The following is a 20,117-nucleotide window of genomic DNA, read 5'->3' as shown; positions in this document are numbered from 1 at the left end:
GAGTTCTGAAGTTCAAGGTTCAAAGTGCAAAGTTCAAAGTTCAAAGTTCAAGGTTCCAAAGTTCAAGGTTCAAGGTTTTACGTTCTAAGTTTGCGCAGGTGGTTACATTGAACTTCTATAACGTTGAACGTTTAACTCTCTTAACGTTGAACTCTCCTAACGTTGAACGTTGAACTCTCTTAACGTTGAACTTTCCTAACATTGAACTCTCATCCCCAAATGTCGGTTTATAGTTGACAATTTTGTATATAAATTGTATACTAATATCGTGCTGTATCCAAGAAGGATCTTAAAGGAAATAGAACCCTGGATAGACTCGAAGGAAATAATCGTTGTCACAGGAATGCGGAGAACGGGAAAAACAACTCTCCTGAAGATGATTTATGATAAGGTAGACTCCACCAACAAGGTTATGCTGGATATGGAGAATATTATTGAGCAAAGGGTGTTTGATGAAGTGGATTTCAATAATGTATGGCTGAATCTTGCCTCTTTTGGGGTAGATAAGAAAAAGAAAGCATATATTTTTATTGATGAGATACAGTCAGCACCAGAAGTGGTGAGAGTTGTTAAATACCTTTACGACCATTACGATGTTAAGTTCTTTTTGACTGGTTCAAGTAGTTTTTATTTTAAAAACATGTTTCCGGAAAGTCTTGCTGGAAGAAAGGTGGTTTTCGAGCTGTTTCCTCTATCTTTTGACGAGTTTTTGACTTTTAAGGAGCTTGATATAAGCTTCCCGGAGGATTTTGAACGGAAGGAGAGTACTAAAACAATTGTTCTGTATGAAAAGGTAAAAAAGTATTATGAAGAATACCTGATGTACGGTGGATTTCCTCAGGTTGTACTTGCCGATGACATCAGGCGTAAAGAATCGCACATTAAAGATATATTTTCATCATATTTTGAAAAGGATGTTAGAAGTCTTGCTGATTTCAGGAGTATGAAGGTTTTTCGGGAGTTGATGTTTTTGATTCTTCAGAGAGTAGGTTCAAAGTTAAATATTACAAGGCTTTCGTCCGAGCTGGGTGTGACAAGAGAGACGGTTTATTCGTATCTTTCATTTCTGGAAGGAACTTACTTTCTTTTTATGGTTCCTCCTTATTCCGGGAATGTGGATAGAGAAGTGAGTGGAGCAAAGAAAATATATGTCTGTGATACAGGAATATTGAATCTTTTTGGTAGAGTGGGGGAAGGTAGGCTCCTGGAGAATGCGGTTTATTTAAATCTCAGGAAGTATGGGAAGTTGTGTTACTATCAGAAAAGGAGAGGTGGGGAAGTGGATTTTGTACTTCCTGAGGCGGGTATTGCGTTTGGAGTTAAAAGTAGAGGTATAAGAGCAGATTACGATAGGCTGAGAAAACTGGCAAAAGGAATGGGGATTGATAGGTATTTCGTTGTTTCAAAGGATTATGTGGATGAGAAAGGGATTATTCCTGCATGTGCAATTTAAGGAGTTCAAGGTTCCGAAGTTCAAAGTTCAACGTTCAAGGTTCAACGTTCAAGGTTCAACGTTCAAGGTTTCAGAGTTCAAAGTTCCAAAGTTCAAAGTTCCGAAGTTCAACGTTCAAGGTTCCAGAGTTCAAAGTTTTGTGTGGTAGTAAATGTTAAACGTCGAACGTTGAACTTTTTAAACGTTGAACTCCCTAAACGTTGAACTTTCCTAACGTTGAACGTTGAACTCTCTTAACATTGAACTTTTCTAACATTGAACTATTTAACCTTTTTAAAAGGATAAATATATGATAGTTTGTCCTTATTAAAAGGATAAATATGGTTAGTAATGAGCTTATAAAGAGTATAATCATAGAAAACGAGAACTTTATTATAGGTCAGATAAAAGGTGTTGTCCCGAGGGAAGGGATAGCGCTCCCATCGGAAAATTTAAAGAAGGTGGTAGTATTTCATGGTGTTAGAAGGAGTGGCAAAAGTTTTATTCTCTATGATTTGTTTCGAAAGAATAGGGGGCGCTCGTTATACATTGACTTTGAAGATGAACGGCTTTCTAATATTAAGATTGAGGAGATTGATAGGATTAGAGAAGCATTTTTTGAGTTAAAACCCCATTTGTTATCCCAGAATAATGTAGTATTTCTATTTGATGAAATTCAGGATACTGGGTTATGGGAAAGATTTGTAAGGAGGTTGGTTGAAAAGGAAGGTATATCGGTATATTGTGCGGGTTCTTCATCTGAGATAACTCCCCGGAGAATCCATTCATCCTTAAGGGGTAGAGTCTGGAGTCTGGAAGTTTTTCCTTTCTCATTTAGAGAGTTTTTAGTTTCAAAAGGGTATGATCTTTCAAGAGAAAAACTATTTTATGGGAGTGGAAAAGTATATACGAAGAATTGTTTTGGTGAGTATTTGAAGTTTGGAGGATTTCCGGAAGTAACTTTTTCTCCAACTGAATTTGACAAGAGAAAGGTATTGAAAGAATATCTTAATGCAATGTTTTTTAGAGATATTGTTGAAAGGTTTAAAGTTGGGAATATAGTTTTATTAGACGCTTTATGGGATAAATTATTTTCGTCCTTTTCAACGAGATTTTCCTTAACTGCTTTTTATAAGCAATATAAAGGTAGGTTTTCTTTCTCCAAAGATAGTCTTTATGCTTACTATAAATATTTTCTTGAGAGCATGTTAATTTTTGAAGTGAAAAAGTTTGCTGAATCGACCTATAAAAGGATGAGAAATCCAGTTAAGGTTTATCTCATTGACGTTGGATTGTCCAGAAGAGTTAGCTCAATGGACTACGGGCGTCTGTTAGAGAATGCAGTTTTTATAGAGTTGAGAAGAAAAGGGTATGAAGTCTTTTATTTTCAGGAGAGATATGAATGCGATTTTATAGTGAAAAGTGATGACAGGTTTATGGTCTTTCAGGTGACATGGAAGTTGGATGAGGATAACAAAGAAAGGGAATTGGGAGGGGTAATAGAGGCGGCAAAGCGCTTTAATCTAAAAGAAGCTGTAGTCGTTACTTTCGACAATGAGGAAATAAAGGAAATAGATGGCATAACAGTAATAATAAAACCCTTCTGGAAGTGGAGTGTGGAGTAAGAGTTCGAAGTTCAAAGTTCCGAAGTTCAAGGTTCAAAGTTCAAAGTTCAAAGTTCAAGGTTCCAAAGTTCAAGGTTCGGGGTTTTACGTTCTAAATTTATGCAGGTAGTAACATTGAACTTCATAACGTTGAACGTTGAACTTTTCTAACGTCGAACTCTTTAAACATTGAACTTCCTAAAGTTGAACATTGAACTCTCTTAACGTTGAACTCCCTAAACGTTGAACGTTGAACTTTCTTAACGTTGAACTCTCCTAACGTTGAACGTTGAACTTTTTAAACGTTGAACTCCCTAAACGTTGAACGTTGAACTTTTCTAACGTTGAACTCTCCTAAGTATAATGTATAATGAAGAGTGAAGTATGGTGTGTTAATTGTGAGAGGAAATAATTTAGTGCTGGAAAGGGCGTTTGATTTTTTCCTGAGAAAATAGAAGTTTATAAATTCCATAGCAAATTCAATCAACAATAAAAACCACCATCACTCGTAAACATTTTACATTATACATTTTACATTTTACATTATTCTTTATTCATTATTCATTACTCATTCTTTTCCTTGCATAAACCTTGACATAAATATAAATTTTAGCACGATTTGAAAAGATATATGGTAGTGATATAAGTCAAATTGTTTAAACTTTTTTCCTCGTTAATTACTATGCCATCTCAGTTAATGTGACTGAGGTGGCGAAGCCGTAATTTGAAGTTCAAAGTTCAAGGTTCAAGGTTTTACGTTCTAAGTTTGCGCAGGTGGTAACATTGAACTCTCTAACGTTGAACGTTGAACTTTCTTAACGTTGAACTCTTTAACGTTGAACGTTGAACTTTCTTAACGTTGAACTCTTTAACATCGAAGGGTTGTGAAACCGTAAAAGATAATGTAGAATGCTTAATTAAGAATGTAGAATGTAGAATTGAGAATGTAGAATTAGAGGATTGATAGATAGTGTAGAATGGAGAATTAAGAATTGAGAATTAGGGGTTGAAAATAGTTGGAAATAATTTGATATTGAATAAAAGTTATGAGTTTGCATTAGATATGATAGAGGTTTATAAACTTTTAATTGAGCATAAAAAAGAATTTGTTTTCTCAAAGCAACTTTTGAGATCTGGGACGTTGATAGGTGCGAATGTTGAGGAGGCTGAGTCAGCGTAGAGTAAGAGAGAGTTTTTAGCTAAGATGAATATAGCATTATAAGGAAGTAAAAGAGGCTAAGTATTGGCTGAGATTATTGAAAGATTCGGGATATATAGCGAATGAAAAAAGTATGTAGGTAAACTTTGTGTACTTTGCAGAAGGCAAAAAGGTCGCGGTATGCTTTGCGAGAATTCATTCCCAGGTTAAGGTGAGTTTTACACGATGAATAGATTCAAAATGATTAAAAAGGAATTGCAACCTCTTTTTAAAGCTTATAAGGGCAGGATTGTATTTGCCTATCTATTTGGTACCGCAGCAAGCCATGATTATTCCCCATTGAGTGATATTGACCTTGCGTTTTATGTTGACTCACAGGAAGATGCATTCGATCTTAAATTGGCTCTATATACAGATTGTACACGGCTTCTGAAGCGGAATGATATAGATGTCATTATTTTAAACAATTTGCGGAATCTGATTCTGGCCGATGAAATTGTTACCAATGGAACTGTCATTTTCGACTCAAATCCGGAGGTGCGATTAGACTATGAGGTACGAATTCACCATCAGGCCCTTGATTTCATGCATCAAAGAAAGATGATTATAGGAGTATGACAATAGAAAGATTGAAACAAAAACTGTTCAGACTGGAAAAATACGTTAAAATTGTTAAAGAGTTAGCTCCTGACTGTGAAAAAAAGATTTGATGAGGAAATTTACCGGGGTGCTTTACTACACTATCTATATCTAATAGCTGATTCCTGTGTGGCTATTGCCGAGATGGTTATCAGATATAAAAATCTTAGACCACCACAGAGCTATGCAGAGGCGTTTGATATTTTGGGAGAAAACGGCATTTTAGATAAGGAATTTGCCTATTCTTTTGCCAGGATTGCAGGATTCAGAAATTTTTTAGCTCATGATTATGACACGCTCAGTAAGGATAAGATTTGCCTTTACGCACGAGATAATCTCGACGAAGTTCTGGAGTTTATTAACCAGATTAGGATAGTTGTATAGCTTCCGCTTTTGTCCCGATGTGGCTAAGGCGGTGGGGCTGTGGATAAAGTTGTGGGGTTAGATTTGAAGTTCAGGAGTTCAAGGTTCTATGTTCAAAGTTTAGGGTTTTAAAGTTTGGAATCTGGTGTATTGTATAGTATATTAAACGATATTATAAGCAAATCGAATTATACATTAAACGATATTGGCAATGGAGAAATTAAAGAATATTTTGCAATGGTGGTTTGAGTATCAGATTCCACCATTTATTGAAAGAAATGGTTATGACGGTCTGCTTGATACACGGTTAATTCCTGTTCTCATTGGTCCTCGGAGAAGCGGCAAGAGCACTCTTTTTTTTCAGCTTATTAGTAAGTTAAGGAAAGATGTGCCATCGCAGAATATAGTTTATATTAATTATGAAGATGATAGGCTTTTACCATTCGAGGGTGGAGAACTTGCGAAACTGCTGGATGTATACAGGCAGTTTTTTGAGGTTGCTCCTGAGGCGCCAATCTTTTTATTTCTGGATGAAATTCAAAACGTTCCAAACTGGGAGAAAGTCATCTGGCGGATTTATGAGACCGAAGCCAATGTTAAGTTGTTTATAACTGGGTCGAATTCAAAAATGTTGAGCTCTGATATTGCTACGGCTCTCAGGGGGCGTACATTGACATATAAAGTGTTTCCCCTTTCTTTTCGAGAATATCTGGGCTTCAAAGGGGTACAGGTTCCTCAAATAGATCGTTTGCCCTATTCCGGTCGAAAGAATGAAATTCTGTTCTTTTTTTCACAATATATGAGGTATGGTGGATTCCCTGAAGTTGTGCTGGCGGAGACGATGCAGGAAAAAGAGGCTATCCTGAAAGAGTATCTTCACACCGTTTTTTTCGCTGATATTGTTCAACGTTACAGCATCCGTCAGATAAAAGTACTGGATAACTTTATAAAAATTCTCACCCGCCAGATGTCCTGTCTGGTTAGTATGGGGAAAATGGCTGCAAGTTTAGAGTCGATCGGATTCAAGGTGTCCAAAAGCACGCTGATTGAGTATCTGGGCTATCTTGAAGATGCGTTTTTAGGGAAGACGGTATCCATATTTTCCTATTTGGTGAAGGACCAGCTCCAGTATCCGAAAAAGTTCTATCTACTGGATAATGGAATGTATCAGGTAACATCTTTTATTAAGGAAAAGGACTGGGGACGCCTTCTTGAAAACATGGTCTTCTGCCATCTTTATCGAAAATATGACGACCTCTATTACTGGAAGAGTTCCAGCGGGTATGAAGTTGATTTTGTTCTGCCACAGTTTTTCGGTCAGAATGATGAATTCCCTCTTATCCAGGTGTGCTACGATTTAACGTCGGAGAAAAGTGAGACTCGAGAGATTCGTGCGTTGGAACTGGCGGCAAAGGAATTCAAGGTAAGCAAAGCTCTTATCATTACCAGAGACCTGAGAGCGAGTTTTGAGCGAAATGGCTTAGAGATTGAAGTCAAGCCTTTTTATCAGTGGGCGTTGGGGTGATTTATAAGTTCCGAAGTTCAATGTTCATAGTTTAAGGTTCCATTGCGAGCGAGCTTGCCAGCGTAAAAGCATACAAACCTGTTAGCCTGCTAGCTAACAAGCTTCACATCCATCATGACCTATAAAAACTTAAAGGTCTGGAAATTGGCAGATGAATTTGCTTATGAAGTATATAAGACCACAGGAACATTCCCAAAAGAAGAGATGTTTGGCATAGTTTCACAGTTAAGAAGAGCCGCAGTATCAATTCCAACAAATATTGTAGAAGGCTATTCAAGAAAAGGCGATAAAGAATTAACAAGGTTTGTAAACATAGCTATAGGTTCTCTTGCGGAGGTGGAATATCTATTAAGTTTTTCTTTCAAATTAGGTTACCTTGATGAAAGCAGCTATCAGAATTTGGAAAGTATTAGAAGTCAACTTGGGAAACTCCTTTGGAGGTTTTATAAGAAGATTAGCGGGTAACAAGCTAATAAGCGAACAAGCCTGCAAGCCGGCCAGCTTGTCTCATCTCGTCTCATCTCAAGGAGATCCCTTTGGTAAAGAGATACTCCGAAGGAGTTCTATGAACCTATGGGAAAGGGACCCTCCGAAGGAGTTCTATCGAACCTTCGGGGCAAGCCTGCAAGCTTGATAGCCTGAAAGCCAGCAAGCAAGAAAAATTCTAAACAAAATTACCAGGAACGCTAAATTGTTGTACGCAATAACATTGAAAAAGTATCAAATTAATAAAAAAGGATTTGAATTATGAAAAAAGCTTTAATTACCGGAATTACTGGACAGGATGGATCTTATTTAGCAGAATTTTTACTTTCAAAGGGTTATGAGGTGCATGGAATTATAAGAAGGGCAAGTACCTTTAATACAAGTCGCATTGACCATATTTATGTAGACCCTCACACAAAAGGAGCAAGGTTTTTTCTTCACTACGGAGATTTAGCAGACGGGGAACAGATTACAAATGTTATTTACAACATAAAACCTGATGAAATTTATCATCTTGGAGCACAATCTCATGTGAGAGTTTCTTTTGATATTCCAGAATATACAGGAAATATTACAGCACTCGGCACAACCAGAATCTTAGAAACAATAAAAAGAAGCGGTATAAAGACAAAGTTTTATCAGGCATCAAGCAGTGAAATGTTTGGCTCATCCTCACCACCACAGAATGAAGATACACCATTTCAGCCAAGAAGTCCATATGCCTGTGCTAAAGTATACGCATACTGGATGGTAAAAAACTATAGAGAGGGTTACGGTTTATTTGCGAGTAATGGGATTCTTTTTAACCATGAAAGCCCCCGGAGAGGTGAAACTTTTGTAACAAGAAAAATCTCGAGAGCAGTAGCTAATATAATTACAGGAAAACAGAAAAAACTCTATCTTGGTAATTTAGAAGCAAAAAGGGACTGGGGATTTGCTCCTGAATATGTTGAAGTAATGTGGCTGATTTTACAGCAGGATTCTCCAGATGATTATGTTATAGGAACAGGAGAAAGCCATTCTGTAAGGGAATTTGTTGAGAAGGCATTTTCCTATGCGGGGATAGAAATTGAATGGAAGGGAGAGGGAGTTAATGAAAGAGGTATTGTAAAAAGTGTAAAAAAGAATGTAACTGCCGTAAAAACAGGTGATGTAATAATTGAAATTGACCCAAGATATTTTCGCCCGACAGAAGTTGATTTTCTTCTGGCAGACATAACAAAAGCTAAAAGAGTTCTTGGGTGGCAACCAAGAACAACTTTTGATGAGCTTATAAAAATTATGGTTGATTATGACATGAAATCAGTTGGTCTTGAACCACAAGGAGAAGGGATAAAGATTTCAGAAGAAAAAGGCTTTGGTTACACAGAGCATAGAATTTCGAAATTATAGATAGGAATATGGTAGAAATAGGTTTAAACGTTTTTATTAAAAATAATATATAAAAGTTGAAGGATTGGTTTTTTGTAAAAATTCAAAAATAGATTTTAGAATTTTTATTTTAAAAATTGATAATAGTAAAACCTGATTGTTTTGAATTATTCACAAATGATAAGATTAATAGGGATTATAAATATTTACGGAAAATTTATGACAATATGAAAAATCTTGTAGGATATAAAAAAACAATTTCTTTGATAAGGAGTCATTATGAATAAAAACTCAAAAATATACGTTGCCGGGCACAGAGGAATGGTGGGTTCTGCTATTGTCAGGAAATTGAAAGAAGAGGGATATAACAATCTTGTTTTTAGGACCAGTAAAGAACTCGATTTAAGAAGACAGAAAGATACAGAGGAATTTTTTGAAAAAGAAAGGCCTGAGTACGTTTTCCTTGCTGCAGCAAAAGTCGGGGGCATTTTAGCAAACTCAACCTATGTCGCTGAGTTTATTTATGATAACATAATGATTGCAGCTAATGTGATAAATTCTGCTTATAAATTTGGTGTAAAAAAATTGCTCAATCTCGGTTCATCTTGTATATATCCTAGAAACTGTTCTCAGCCAATGAAAGAAGAATATCTTTTATCAGGGAAACTGGAGCCTACAAATGAACCTTATGCAATTGCCAAAATAACAGCAATAAAACTCTGTAAGTATTACAATGAACAGTATGGAACAAATTTTATCTCAGTTATGCCAACAAACCTCTATGGTCCAAATGATAACTTTAATCTAGAAACAGCCCATGTTCCAGCAGCATTATTAAGAAAATTTCATCTTGCAAAGCTATTAAAAGAAGAAAATTTCGATAGTATAAAAAAGGATATGAAAAAATATCCTATTGGCTTTGGCTTAGATAAAAAAATAAATTTAGAAGATGAGAATTCAATTGTTCAAAATCTTGAAAAAATAGGAATAACAAAGGATTTTGTTTTAATCTGGGGAACAGGAGATGCTTACAGAGAATTTTTATATGTGGATGATTTAGCTAATGCCTGTTTATTTTTAATGGATAGATACAACTTTGAAGATATTGGAGAATTTATAAATATCGGGACTGGAAAAGATGTAAAAATAAAAGAATTTGCAGAAATGATAAAAGAAATAGTTGGATTTGATGGTGAAATAAGGTATGATATATCAAAACCTGATGGTACACCCAGAAAACTTCTTGATATTTCAAGGATTAAAAAATTTAAATGGCAGCCAAGAATAAGTTTAAAAGAAGGAATTAAAAAATTTTATGATTACTATAGAAATTCTATTGATAGGGATCTGTGAATAATATTAAAGTAGAATTTTGAGAATAGTGATGGGAAAATTAATGTTAAGAAAAATTAAGAAAAGGCTTTGGTATATGGAAAATGAGGCTTTAAGTAGGCTATTGGGTTAAAAGGTTAGGCGAGTAGATTTTTGTATGAAAGAAAGGGATTTGAAATATCTATAATTTATAGAACCACTAGCATATAAATATAGGATATAATAAGATATATAAGCTATCACCAAAAATGTGGAAAGACAGTTTGTCTTTACTGTAAAAAAGAGTGATATGTATATGATGCATTTCTCTACATTGATAGATTTTAATGCATATAACTGGGCAGTGAAATACGGGGTAAAAAAGGTATTTTATTCCTCTTCAGCGTGTATTTATCCTAAGTATAACCAAAGAGATCCGGAGAATCCAAAGTGTTCAGAGGAATCTGCATATCCTGCGATGCCTGATAGCGAGTATGGATGGGAGAAGCTTTTTAGTGAGAGGATGTATTTAGCGTTTAATAGGAATTATGGACTTGATGTAAGAATTGCACGGTTTCATAATATATTTGGACCGGAGGGTTCATGGAATGATGGTAGGGAGAAAGCTCCAGCAGCGATATGCAGGAAAGTAGCAACAGCTAAGTTAAAAGGAGAGAAGTATATAGAAATATGGGGAGATGGTAAGCAGACGAGATCGTTTTTGTATATAGATGAGTGTTTGGAAGGTGTGAGGAGATTAATGGAATCAGATTTTACAGGTCCTGTAAATATTGGGTCCGAAGAGATGGTAACAATAAATCAGCTTGCGGAGATGGTTATGGATATAGCAGGGGTAAAACTTGAGATAAAACACATTTCTGGACCTACTGGAGTTAGAGGGAGGAATTCGGATAATAGATTGATAATGGAAAAACTTGGATGGAAACCGAATATGCCGTTGAGAGAAGGTTTAAAGATAACGTATAGATGGATTGAAGAAAGGGTTAAAAGGTATTTATCTTTGTAAATTGGACAGGTTCTTTATTTTTAAAATTCTCAATATAAATAGCGTTTTTATAAGTTATTCAAAAAATCAAAAATGTGTTCTTCAATAATATAATACTCAATGATTTCAAATAGGTTTATATGAATTTCCCTATAGGAATTGGGAGTAATTTTTACATTTTATATAGATCACTGTGAGAAGCGTATCTTATCTTTGCAGACATAGTTAGTTTGGCATAATGAGGGTAGAAGTTCAAAGTCCATAAGCTCAATTTTCGAAGTTCAAGGTTCTGCTACCACCTGGCTAGCCAGTCTCATCTCATCTCGAAGTTTTTATGTTTAATAATAAGTAAGCCTCCCTTATTTTTAGGATACTCAAAATAAAAAACGAAAGGAGGCTTACCAATGGACAAAGGTAATATTAAGGATTGGACGGGGCAAACATTATTCATAGGAATTGACCTACATAGAAAAAAATGGTCAGTTACGATAAGGAGCAAGCATTGTGAACACAAGAGTTTTGTTGCACCACCTGAGAAAGAGAAGTTAGTGAAAACATTAAAGGCACACTTTCCTGGTGCACAATTTAAGGCTGTTTATGAGGCAGGTTGTTTTGGTTATGGGCTTGCTAATTATCTAAACGGCATAGGCATTTCAACTATCATAGTGTCACCTCAAAACATACCTATTAAACCGGGTAGTTGCGTAAAGACAGATAAAAATGATAGTCGTAGATTGGCAAGGGAACTAGCAAGAGGTGATCTGGTTGCTATAAGGATTCCGGAATCTGAGGAGGTATATCATCGCAGCATACTCAGGAAAAGGGCACAATTTATGAAACGTAAGGTGATTATACAGAATCAGATAAAATCTGATTTAATGTTTTATGGTATACGACTATCAGATAATAGGAACCGATATTGGTCAAAGGACTTTATAATGTGGTTACGTTCTCCTCCATTTGAAGATAAATATTATCATAAGGCATTCAATTTTATGCTGGATGAATACGAAGAGATCAAAAGTAGTATTTACAGGTTAGACCGAATAATCGTTGAGTTATCTAGATTGGAAAGATATCAGGCTAAGGTAAAATTATTAAGAACAGTTCCTGGAATAGGTCTTTTATCAGCAATGACAATTATATTAGAAGTTGGTGATATTAATCGTTTTCCAAGTTATTATAAGTTTATTTCGTATATAGGGTTATCGCCCTCAGAACATTCCAGTGGCGAACAAATACGAAGAGGTTCATTGACACATATGGGAAATCGAATTCTACGCAATATATTTGTTGAGGCATCCTGGCAAGCAATTCGCCGTGATCCATTTTTGCTTGATAAATTCAATCGTGTTTCTCATGGAAAAGCAAAGACAAAGGCTATAATTTCCATAGCAAATAGCCTGGCTCGAAGAGTGCGCAGAATATTACTTTACGAAGAACCATATGTTATTGGAATATGTTGAGTCATTGTAAGAAAACAGGAATGAAGAATATTCTTGAAATCAAACATCACGGAGTGATTGCTAAGGGGTCTCTGAAAAGGTTAAAGACTATTTCTTCTCGAAGTTTGCAACGCCCCGAAATAATCGAATGTAAGCGTGCGAAGTCAAGATTGGTAGTAATCCATAAGACTATCGCGAATGGTAGATTGATTCATGAGAATATTCGATGATTCCTGGATAGCAAAATGGGTAGAGAAAAAGAAGAACATTTTGTGCTCCGACGAGCAATACAAAATAGCCCATTCTCGCACAAAATGTTCTTTAAGAACTAACCCAGTGGGAGGCATCCAAATGTTAACCTTGTAAAATAATACTTGATTATTAACATGGTAGAGATCCTTCTGGGGAAGAGATCCCTATGGGAAAGAGACCCTCTAAAGGAATTCTATGAACCTTCAGGGCTAGCATATAAAACTTCAAATTTTCTCTTGCATAAATATTATTATAAATATAAATTTTACCGCGATTTAAAAAAATATGTGGCAATAATTGAAGTAAGTTGTTTAACACTAAAAGTTGGGTGATATAAATCAAATTAGTTAAACTTTCTACTTCATTAATTACTATGCCATCTCAGTACAATGTGACTGAGGTGGCGAAGCCGTACTTATAGTGAGAGGGTAAAAACCATCAGAGCTAATTTGCCCCAAAAGGATCTCCTGATGGAGTAAGAAAAAAAGAATGGTATTATAAATGTATCGTCAATGGATTATAATACCTCTCGCAACGTGCGCAAAGTGCACCACGTATTAATTAAAGTAAAAAAAACTTTTTGTTACGTTGCGAATTCCAAAAGAGATAAAAAATGACTAAAAGCGAACTATCCAAACAGTAAATTTATAGAAATAGGAAAAAGAAGAAAAGGGGAGCAGATTATGGGAAATAATAGAATTGAGAAGCGTAAAACGCAACAGGAAAATAATCAATGAAAAAAATCCTAGTCACGGGAGCCAGTGGGTTTATTGGAAGTCATCTTGCTGAACGTTTAGTCGAACTTGGATATAAGGTGAAAGCATTTGTCCATTATAATTCATTTAACTCCTGGGGATGAATTAATACTTTTGATAAACAAGTCAAAGAAAGTATAGAAATATTTCCCGGTGATGTTCGCGACCCAAATGGTGTTTATGAAGCAATGAGGGTAGTTGATGCCGTTTTTCATCATAATACATAGAAGTAATTTTATAGTATTATTAATAAATGTAATTAGGAAAATAAAATATGAGAAGAATTTTAGTTACTGGTGCAGCCGGTTATATCGGTAGTGTCTTGGTAAGACAACTTTTAGAAAGAGGCTATTACGTCAAAGGTTTTGATGTGCTTCTTTTTGGTGGAGAATCTTTGATAGGTATTTATAACCATCCTAACTTTGAATTTATTAAAGGTGATGTGAGAGATGAACAAACAGTGAAAAAAGCATTAACAGATGTAACAGATGTTGTGCATCTTGCTGCAATTGTGGGGGATCCTGCTTGCGCAAAACAACCGGAATTAGCTGAAGTTATTAATTGGAGGGCTACAAAGTTTCTATATGATTTTTGTAATGATGATACAAATGTTAAACATTTCGTTTTTGCCTCAACTTGCAGCATCTATGGTAAGATGGAAGGCAATGGATATGTTAATGAAGAATCACCGCTAAATCCTGTATCATTATATGCCCGATTAAAAGTAAAATTTGAAAAATACTTATTAGAAAGCGAAATTAGAAAAGACTTCATTCCAACAGCTTTAAGATTTTCTACGGTTTATGGTTTGTCACCAAGAATGCGATTTGACTTAACAGTTAACGAATTTATTAGAGATGTAACATTGGGGAAAGAGTTAATCATATTTGGAGAACAGTTTTGGAGACCCTATTGTCATGTTGAAGATTTAGTGCGCTCTTGCATATTAGTTTTAGAAAGCCCGAAAGAGAAAGTGAAACAGGATGTATATGGAGTAGGCGCAACAAATGAGAATTATCAAAAGAAAATGATTGCAGAGGAGATAATGAAAATTGTTCCCGAGGCAAAAATAAAATATGTACAAAAGGACGAAGACCCTAGAGATTATAGAGTCGATTTTTCTAAGATAAAAAGCGAATTAGGGTTTGAAATTACTAAAACTGTACCTCAAGGACTAAAAGAAATTCATTGTGTTTTAAAAGATGGGATAATTTCAGATCCATATTCATCAAAATATAGGAATATTTAAGTAATGTTTGAGAAAGTGGTTAGGTTTATCAAGAAAATTTATGGGAATAAAGAGCAGGTTATCCTTCACGAGCCTGTATTTTTGGGTAACGAAAAAAAATATATCAATGATTGCATTGATTCAACGTTTGTTTCTTATGTGGGTAAATATGTTACTCAATTTGAAGAGATGACGGCTGAATACACCGGTGCCAAGTATGCAGTAGCTGTTGTTAACGGAACGACTGCTTTGCAAGTAGCGCTACAATTAGCCGGAGTTAAACCCGGGGATGAAGTCATTACTCAACCTTTGACATTTGTCGCTACTGCAAATGCCATATCACACTGCGGTGCTAACCCGGTTTTTATAGACGTGGATTTAGACACCATGGGGATGTCACCGGAAAAATTAGATGACTGGCTATCTAAAAACAGCAAATATGATCCAGACACAAATCAACAAATCAATAAATCAACAAACCAACCGATATCTGCAATTGTTCCCATGCACACATTCGGCTTCCCCTGCAGAATTGATGAGATTGTTGAGATTGCTGATAAATACCATATTCCAGTAATTGAAGATGCTGCAGAGTCACTGGGTTCTCTTTATAAAAATAAGCACACTGGAACATTTGGTTTAGCTGGAATCATCAGTTATAACGGCAATAAAACAATTACCACAGGCGGCGGGGGAGTGATTATCACCGATGATGAAGCATTTGCGGAAAAAGCAAAACATATTACCACAACAGCGAAAGTACCACATAAATGGGAATATATTCATGACGAAATTGGATACAATTATCGTATGACAAACGTAACCGCAGCAATCGGTGTAGCCCAAATGGAAAATATAGAGATGATAATTGAAAACAAACGCCAAACTGCTAAGTTATATAAAAGCTTTTTTTCGGCACTTGAGCAATCAGATAATGAAATTATTAAATTTGTAAATGAACCCAAAAACTCACGATCTAACTTCTGGCTTAATTGTGTTCAATTAAAAGACAAAAAAGAACGAGATAAATTTCTCGAAGAGACAAATTCAAATGGTGTAATGACACGTCCGATTTGGCGATTGATGAATAAATTGGAAATGTATAAAGATTGTCAAAAGGGTAACTTAGATAACTCTGAATGGTTTGAGGATAGAATTGTAAATATTCCAAGTGGGTATAGAAATGAAAAAAAATAATAGAAACAAAGCCAGAATTAAATTAAGAGAAATCTTTGATTTAATTGAAATATATCAACAATGATTTTTGTATTGAGTTTTATCCTTAGAAAAGCTATCTTCTTGAAAAACATGGAAGATAGGAGGTAAATCAGCTGATCAGAAAACCTGCAGGCAAACTAAATCTTTTAGATACTGCTTTTTCTAATCGCAAGAAACGAGCGAGAACAGACAAATTATTGCAAAAGGTTAACCAGTTGATATATTGGTCCTACCTTGTAGAGGCGGTATAAAAGAGCTATAAGCCTTCGCGTAGTGGCAGATCCAGTATTCTTGGGTAGTATAATGATAAAGATTCTTTTTCTGCAATATTTATATAATCTAAGTGATCCGGTACTGGAAGATGCACTGATCGATCGCTTGAGTTTTCAACGGTTTGTTGGTTTTAGTCTTACGGAGAAGGTCGAAAAAAGACCAATTCAGGGGTTGAATTTTCAAATAGTTGGAGTTAGAATTGGGTAACTTCATCAAAATTATCCTCAAATTCAAAAAAATTGATTACTGATTCCTGAGAAAATTACCAGAAAATATAAAAATAGGAATTAATTCAAAGCTTTCATTAATATGAATATATTGAATATAATATTTGTTAATTTGATGCTAAAAAATAAGATAGGAAGGAGATGATGAAACCAATCAAAACAAAAAAAGTTTATGTAGGAATGAGTGCAGATATAATTCATCACGGACATATAAACGTAATTAAAAAAGCACATGAGTTAGGAGAAGTAATAGTTGGATTACTTACTGATACAGCTATTGCTAGTTATAAAAGAGTACCTTTTCTTACTTTTGAACAAAGAAAGAGGATTGTCGAAAATATTAAAGGTGTAAGCAAAGTAGTACCTCAAGAAACTCTTGATTATGTCCCTAATTTAAGGAAATATAAACCAGATTATGTGGTGCATGGAGATGATTGGAGGACTGGGGTCCAAAGAAAAGTAAGAAAAAGAGTTACTGAAGTGTTAAAAGAGTGGGGGGGACAATTAATAGAGGTTCCTTATACGAAGGGAGTGTCTTCAAGCTATATAAAATCAAAGATTTTAGAAATAGGAACGACTCCAGAAATTAGACTTAGTATGTTAAAACGATTAATAGACAATAAACCTATAATAAAATTTCTTGAAGCACACAATGGATTAACTGGTTTAATAATTGAAAACATAAAAGTAGACAAAAACGGTAAAATTGAAGAGTTCGATGGAATATGGCTTAGTAGCTTAACAGATTCTACAGCAAAAGGAAAACCAGATATAGAATGCGTAGATTTTACTTCTAGACTTAATACTATAAATCAAATACTTGAGGTTACAACTAAACCCATAATTTTTGATGGAGATACTGGTGGTAAACCAGAACATTTTGTTTTCATGGTAAAAACTTTAGAACGATTAGGTGTATCTGCTGTTGTGATTGAGGATAAAATTGGCCTAAAGAAAAATTCTCTTTTCGGAACAGAGGTTTTACAAACCCAAGATTCAATAGAAAGTATGTCATATAAAATTAAGCAAGGGAAAAAAGCCCAGATAACAAATGATTTTATGATTATTGCAAGAATTGAAAGCTTGATTCTTAAAAAAGGATTACCTGATGCATTAAGAAGGGCTGAAGCATACATTGATGCCGGTGCTGATGGAATATTAATTCACAGTAAAGAAAAATCTCCTAAAGAAATATTATCATTTTGTAAAGAATATAATAAGTTACGAAAGAGAATGCCACTGATTGTAGTACCAACGACATATAATGGAATAACAGAAAGTGAGTTGGTGGATGCAGGAGTGAATCTAGTTATATATGCAAATCATTTACTAAGGAGTGCTTATCCAGCTATGGTTAAAGTTGCTAAGACTATCCTAAAAAATGGTAGAGCGTTAGAAGCTGAGAAGTATTGTTTCCCTATAAAAGAATTAATAACTTTAATCCCAGGAAGTAAATAGGTATAAAAAAGTAAGAAGGGCAGTTATGATACAATGTGAGCAATTTTATAATTTGTTGTTAAGTAATAACATAGATTTTTTTACTGGAGTTCCAGATTCTCTATTAAAAGACTTTTGTTCATTCATATATGATAATGTCGAAGGTAAGAAAAATATAATAGCTGCAAATGAAGGCAATGCTGTTGCATTAGCTGCAGGTTATTATCTTGCAACGGGGAAGTATGGTCTTGTTTATATGCAAAATTCTGGACAAGGAAATGCTATTAATCCACTTGTATCGCTTGCTGACATAGAAGTATATGGTATACCGATGATTTTATTAATTGGTTGGCGAGGCGAACCCGGTAAAAAGGACGAACCTCAACATGTAAAACAGGGTAAAATTACATTAAAGCTACTAGAAGTATTAGAAATTCCTTATTCTATTTTACCTGAGGATATGGAAGAGACTTCAGAGGAAATTAAAAAGGCAGTTAAAATTATAAAACTTAATAAATGTCCGTATGCATTCGTTGTTAGGAAGGGGACTTTTTCTCAGTATCAATCATCGAGAAACGAAGAATTATCATATACTTTATATAGGGAAGAAGCTTTAAAATTGATAGTTGATAATTTGGATCCAGATGATATAATTGTTTCGACTACTGGAAAGATTTCAAGAGAATTATTTGAGTATAGGGAATTAAAAAGGCAGGGACACGAAAAAGAATTTTTGACAATAGGATCCATGGGACATGCATCACAAATTGCTTTATCGATAGCTACTGAAAAATCAAATAGGAATGTCTATTGTTTTGATGGTGATGGTGCTTTAATAATGCATATGGGTGCACTAGCTACTGTGGGAGCGATTTCCCCCAGAAATTTTAAACACATTGTTTTTAATAATGGTGCACATGATTCAGTGGGTGGATTACAAACGGTTGCTTTTAAAATAAATATCCCAGAGATAGCAAAGGCGTGTGGCTATAGGAATGTGTTTAGTGCAGAAACAAAAAAAGGAATTATAAAATCACTAGAGAAATTAAAATCCATAGATGGGCCTTCGTTATTGGAATTAAAAATAAATAAAGGAGCTAGAAAAAATTTGGGTAGGCCTACTATTGCCCCGAAACAAAACAAGATAGATTTTATGAACTTTTTAAAGGAGTAAATTGGTGAATCAAATAATATATGCTGGATATGGTAAATATAAGAAATTAAAAGATATTTTAAATAAACATAATCCTAAAAAAATTTTCGTTGTAACTGGCAAAAAATCTTTTGAACTATGTGGTGCTAAAAATTTATTTAAGGTTGTTTTTAATAAGTATGATACAATTAAATTTAATGACTTTGATCCAAACCCAAAAATTGAAGATATTAAAAAAGGGATTAAGGAGTTTAAAAAGTCAAAATCTGATTTAATAATTGGGATTGGAGGCGGCAGTGTTTTAGATATGGCGAAATCTATTTCAATTTTATATACACAAGAGGATGATATAGAAAAAATTATTAATAATAATTCGCTAACAACCAAAAAAAAAATTCCTACAATTGCGATACCCACTACTGCGGGCTCTGGAGCTGAATCGACCTGTTTCTCAGTTATATATATTAATAAACAAAAGTTTTCTCTAGAAAATGATTTGTTGATGCCTGACTATGCTATATTAGATCCAGTTTTTACAGAAAGTCTTCCACCGTATGTTGCTGCATGTTCTGGAATGGATGCATTATGTCATGCAATTGAATCGTATTGGTCCGTTAATTCAACTGAAGAATCGAGGAAGTATAGTAAAAAAGCATTAAAAATAATTTTAAATAATATTGTAAATGCTGTAAACAATCCAGATAAAATATCAAGAAAAAATATGCTATTAGGTAGTAATCTCGCAGGTAAAGCAATCAATATTGCTAAAACCACAGCTGCTCATTCTTTATCTTATCCTTTAACATCTTATTATAATATTCCCCATGGACATGCAGTTGCTTTAACATTACCATATCTTATGAGACTTAATTGTGATGTTGACTCTCATAACTTGCAAGATAATAGAGGAGTAATGTTTGTAAGAAAAATAATGTTTAATCTTTTTAAAATTTTGAATGTAGACACTTATCAAAAGGCAAGGGATAAATTTATTAGTACTATGAAAGAAATTGGATTAGAAACAAGATTATTAAAGTTGGGAATTAACAAAGAGGGTATAAGTATTATTGTAAAAAATGGATTTAATCCTAAACGGATGATAAATAATCCACGAATTATCAGTAAGGATGATTTAGTACAATTATTGAAAAATATATTGTAGTTGAGGGTAAAAATGACATTGGCACAATATATTACTTTGGTTTCAGTTGGGGCAGGATTTATAGGATTCCA

The 20,117-nt window shown here is 34.5% G+C and carries 16 protein-coding genes and 2 pseudogenes; all 18 read left to right on the top strand.

All coding sequences use genetic code 11. The features are described 5' to 3' along the window. Nucleotides 1–253 precede the first annotated feature (253 nt). The 18 genes and pseudogenes from H0Z29_11270 to H0Z29_11185 all read left to right on the top strand — a co-directional run bounded on the left by H0Z29_11270 (nt 254) and on the right by H0Z29_11185 (nt 20,046). Nucleotides 254–1,453 carry an ATP-binding protein gene (locus H0Z29_11270; GenBank protein ID MBO8132069.1) on the top strand — a complete coding sequence of 400 codons (1,200 nt, stop codon included), beginning with the start codon at nt 254–256 and terminating at the stop codon, nt 1,451–1,453. Between the two features lie 320 nt (nt 1,454–1,773). After that, nucleotides 1,774–3,057 carry an ATP-binding protein gene (locus tag H0Z29_11265; protein MBO8132068.1) on the top strand — a complete coding sequence of 428 codons (1,284 nt, stop codon included), beginning with the start codon at nt 1,774–1,776 and terminating at the stop codon, nt 3,055–3,057. Between the two features lie 991 nt (nt 3,058–4,048). Beyond that, a pseudogene (locus H0Z29_11260) lies at nt 4,049–4,334 on the top strand (four helix bundle protein). Nucleotides 4,335–4,420: 86 nt separating this feature from the next. Continuing rightward, nucleotides 4,421–4,813 carry a nucleotidyltransferase domain-containing protein gene (locus H0Z29_11255; protein MBO8132067.1) on the top strand — a complete coding sequence of 131 codons (393 nt, stop codon included), beginning with the start codon at nt 4,421–4,423 and terminating at the stop codon, nt 4,811–4,813. Between the two features lie 75 nt (nt 4,814–4,888). Beyond that, complete coding sequence (locus H0Z29_11250) at nt 4,889–5,218, top strand: DUF86 domain-containing protein (protein ID MBO8132066.1); 330 nt, start codon at nt 4,889–4,891, stop codon at nt 5,216–5,218. A 190-nt stretch (nt 5,219–5,408) separates the two neighbouring features. Further along, complete coding sequence (locus H0Z29_11245) at nt 5,409–6,722, top strand: ATP-binding protein (GenBank protein ID MBO8132065.1); 1,314 nt, start codon at nt 5,409–5,411, stop codon at nt 6,720–6,722. Between the two features lie 114 nt (nt 6,723–6,836). Then, on the top strand, nt 6,837–7,187 hold the full coding sequence (locus tag H0Z29_11240) for a four helix bundle protein (GenBank protein ID MBO8132064.1): 351 nt from the start codon (nt 6,837–6,839) through the stop codon (nt 7,185–7,187). A gap of 282 nt (nt 7,188–7,469) precedes the next feature. Next, nucleotides 7,470–8,600: a GDP-mannose 4,6-dehydratase gene (gmd, locus tag H0Z29_11235; protein ID MBO8132063.1), complete on the top strand. Its 1,131-nt coding sequence runs from the start codon at nt 7,470–7,472 to the stop codon at nt 8,598–8,600. 258 nt (nt 8,601–8,858) lie between these two features. Beyond that, entirely contained in the window at nt 8,859–9,932 is a 1,074-nt protein-coding gene (locus tag H0Z29_11230; protein MBO8132062.1) for a GDP-L-fucose synthase, read from the top strand. 268 nt (nt 9,933–10,200) lie between these two features. Beyond that, nucleotides 10,201–10,917 carry an NAD-dependent epimerase/dehydratase family protein gene (locus H0Z29_11225; GenBank protein ID MBO8132061.1) on the top strand — a complete coding sequence of 239 codons (717 nt, stop codon included), beginning with the start codon at nt 10,201–10,203 and terminating at the stop codon, nt 10,915–10,917. A gap of 383 nt (nt 10,918–11,300) precedes the next feature. Then, nucleotides 11,301–12,362: an IS110 family transposase gene (locus tag H0Z29_11220; protein ID MBO8132060.1), complete on the top strand. Its 1,062-nt coding sequence runs from the start codon at nt 11,301–11,303 to the stop codon at nt 12,360–12,362. Nucleotides 12,363–13,326: 964 nt separating this feature from the next. Then, nucleotides 13,327–13,575: pseudogene (locus H0Z29_11215) on the top strand (SDR family NAD(P)-dependent oxidoreductase). Between the two features lie 47 nt (nt 13,576–13,622). Then, nucleotides 13,623–14,597 (top strand): NAD(P)-dependent oxidoreductase, encoded by a 975-nt coding sequence (locus tag H0Z29_11210; protein MBO8132059.1) that lies wholly within the window; start codon nt 13,623–13,625, stop codon nt 14,595–14,597. Nucleotides 14,598–14,600: 3 nt separating this feature from the next. After that, entirely contained in the window at nt 14,601–15,773 is a 1,173-nt protein-coding gene (locus H0Z29_11205; GenBank protein MBO8132058.1) for a LegC family aminotransferase, read from the top strand. A 324-nt stretch (nt 15,774–16,097) separates the two neighbouring features. Next, a complete protein-coding gene (locus tag H0Z29_11200) occupies nt 16,098–16,274 on the top strand; it encodes a transposase (protein ID MBO8132057.1) in 177 nt (58 codons plus the stop codon). A 161-nt stretch (nt 16,275–16,435) separates the two neighbouring features. Beyond that, nucleotides 16,436–17,752: a phosphoenolpyruvate mutase gene (gene aepX / locus H0Z29_11195; protein MBO8132056.1), complete on the top strand. Its 1,317-nt coding sequence runs from the start codon at nt 16,436–16,438 to the stop codon at nt 17,750–17,752. Between the two features lie 25 nt (nt 17,753–17,777). Then, entirely contained in the window at nt 17,778–18,905 is a 1,128-nt protein-coding gene (gene aepY, locus H0Z29_11190; protein MBO8132055.1) for a phosphonopyruvate decarboxylase, read from the top strand. Nucleotides 18,906–18,909: 4 nt separating this feature from the next. Further along, the gene (locus H0Z29_11185) at nt 18,910–20,046 is read left to right on the top strand and encodes a phosphonoacetaldehyde reductase (protein ID MBO8132054.1); all 1,137 of its coding nucleotides are present in this window, start codon (nt 18,910–18,912) and stop codon (nt 20,044–20,046) included. The last annotated feature ends 71 nt before the right edge of the window (nt 20,047–20,117 follow it).

The organism is Candidatus Neomarinimicrobiota bacterium (assembly GCA_017656425.1).
Lineage (GTDB): Bacteria > Fidelibacterota > UBA2242 > UBA2242 > B5-G15 > JACDNV01.
The sequence above is the reverse complement of the archived record's forward strand: the minus strand, read 5'-3'. Positions and strand labels throughout refer to the sequence as shown.

Coding starts and splice junctions, on each gene's coding strand:
- H0Z29_11255 (MBO8132067.1), top strand. CDS start 4,421: ATGAATAGATTCAAAATGATTAAAAAGGAATTGCAACCTCTTTTTAAA.
- aepX (MBO8132056.1), top strand. CDS start 16,436: ATGATGAAACCAATCAAAACAAAAAAAGTTTATGTAGGAATGAGTGCA.
- H0Z29_11245 (MBO8132065.1), top strand. CDS start 5,409: ATGGAGAAATTAAAGAATATTTTGCAATGGTGGTTTGAGTATCAGATT.
- gmd (MBO8132063.1), top strand. CDS start 7,470: ATGAAAAAAGCTTTAATTACCGGAATTACTGGACAGGATGGATCTTAT.
- H0Z29_11200 (MBO8132057.1), top strand. CDS start 16,098: ATGATAAAGATTCTTTTTCTGCAATATTTATATAATCTAAGTGATCCG.
- H0Z29_11225 (MBO8132061.1), top strand. CDS start 10,201: ATGTATATGATGCATTTCTCTACATTGATAGATTTTAATGCATATAAC.
- H0Z29_11240 (MBO8132064.1), top strand. CDS start 6,837: ATGACCTATAAAAACTTAAAGGTCTGGAAATTGGCAGATGAATTTGCT.
- H0Z29_11230 (MBO8132062.1), top strand. CDS start 8,859: ATGAATAAAAACTCAAAAATATACGTTGCCGGGCACAGAGGAATGGTG.
- aepY (MBO8132055.1), top strand. CDS start 17,778: ATGATACAATGTGAGCAATTTTATAATTTGTTGTTAAGTAATAACATA.
- H0Z29_11210 (MBO8132059.1), top strand. CDS start 13,623: ATGAGAAGAATTTTAGTTACTGGTGCAGCCGGTTATATCGGTAGTGTC.
- H0Z29_11220 (MBO8132060.1), top strand. CDS start 11,301: ATGGACAAAGGTAATATTAAGGATTGGACGGGGCAAACATTATTCATA.
- H0Z29_11265 (MBO8132068.1), top strand. CDS start 1,774: ATGGTTAGTAATGAGCTTATAAAGAGTATAATCATAGAAAACGAGAAC.
- H0Z29_11205 (MBO8132058.1), top strand. CDS start 14,601: ATGTTTGAGAAAGTGGTTAGGTTTATCAAGAAAATTTATGGGAATAAA.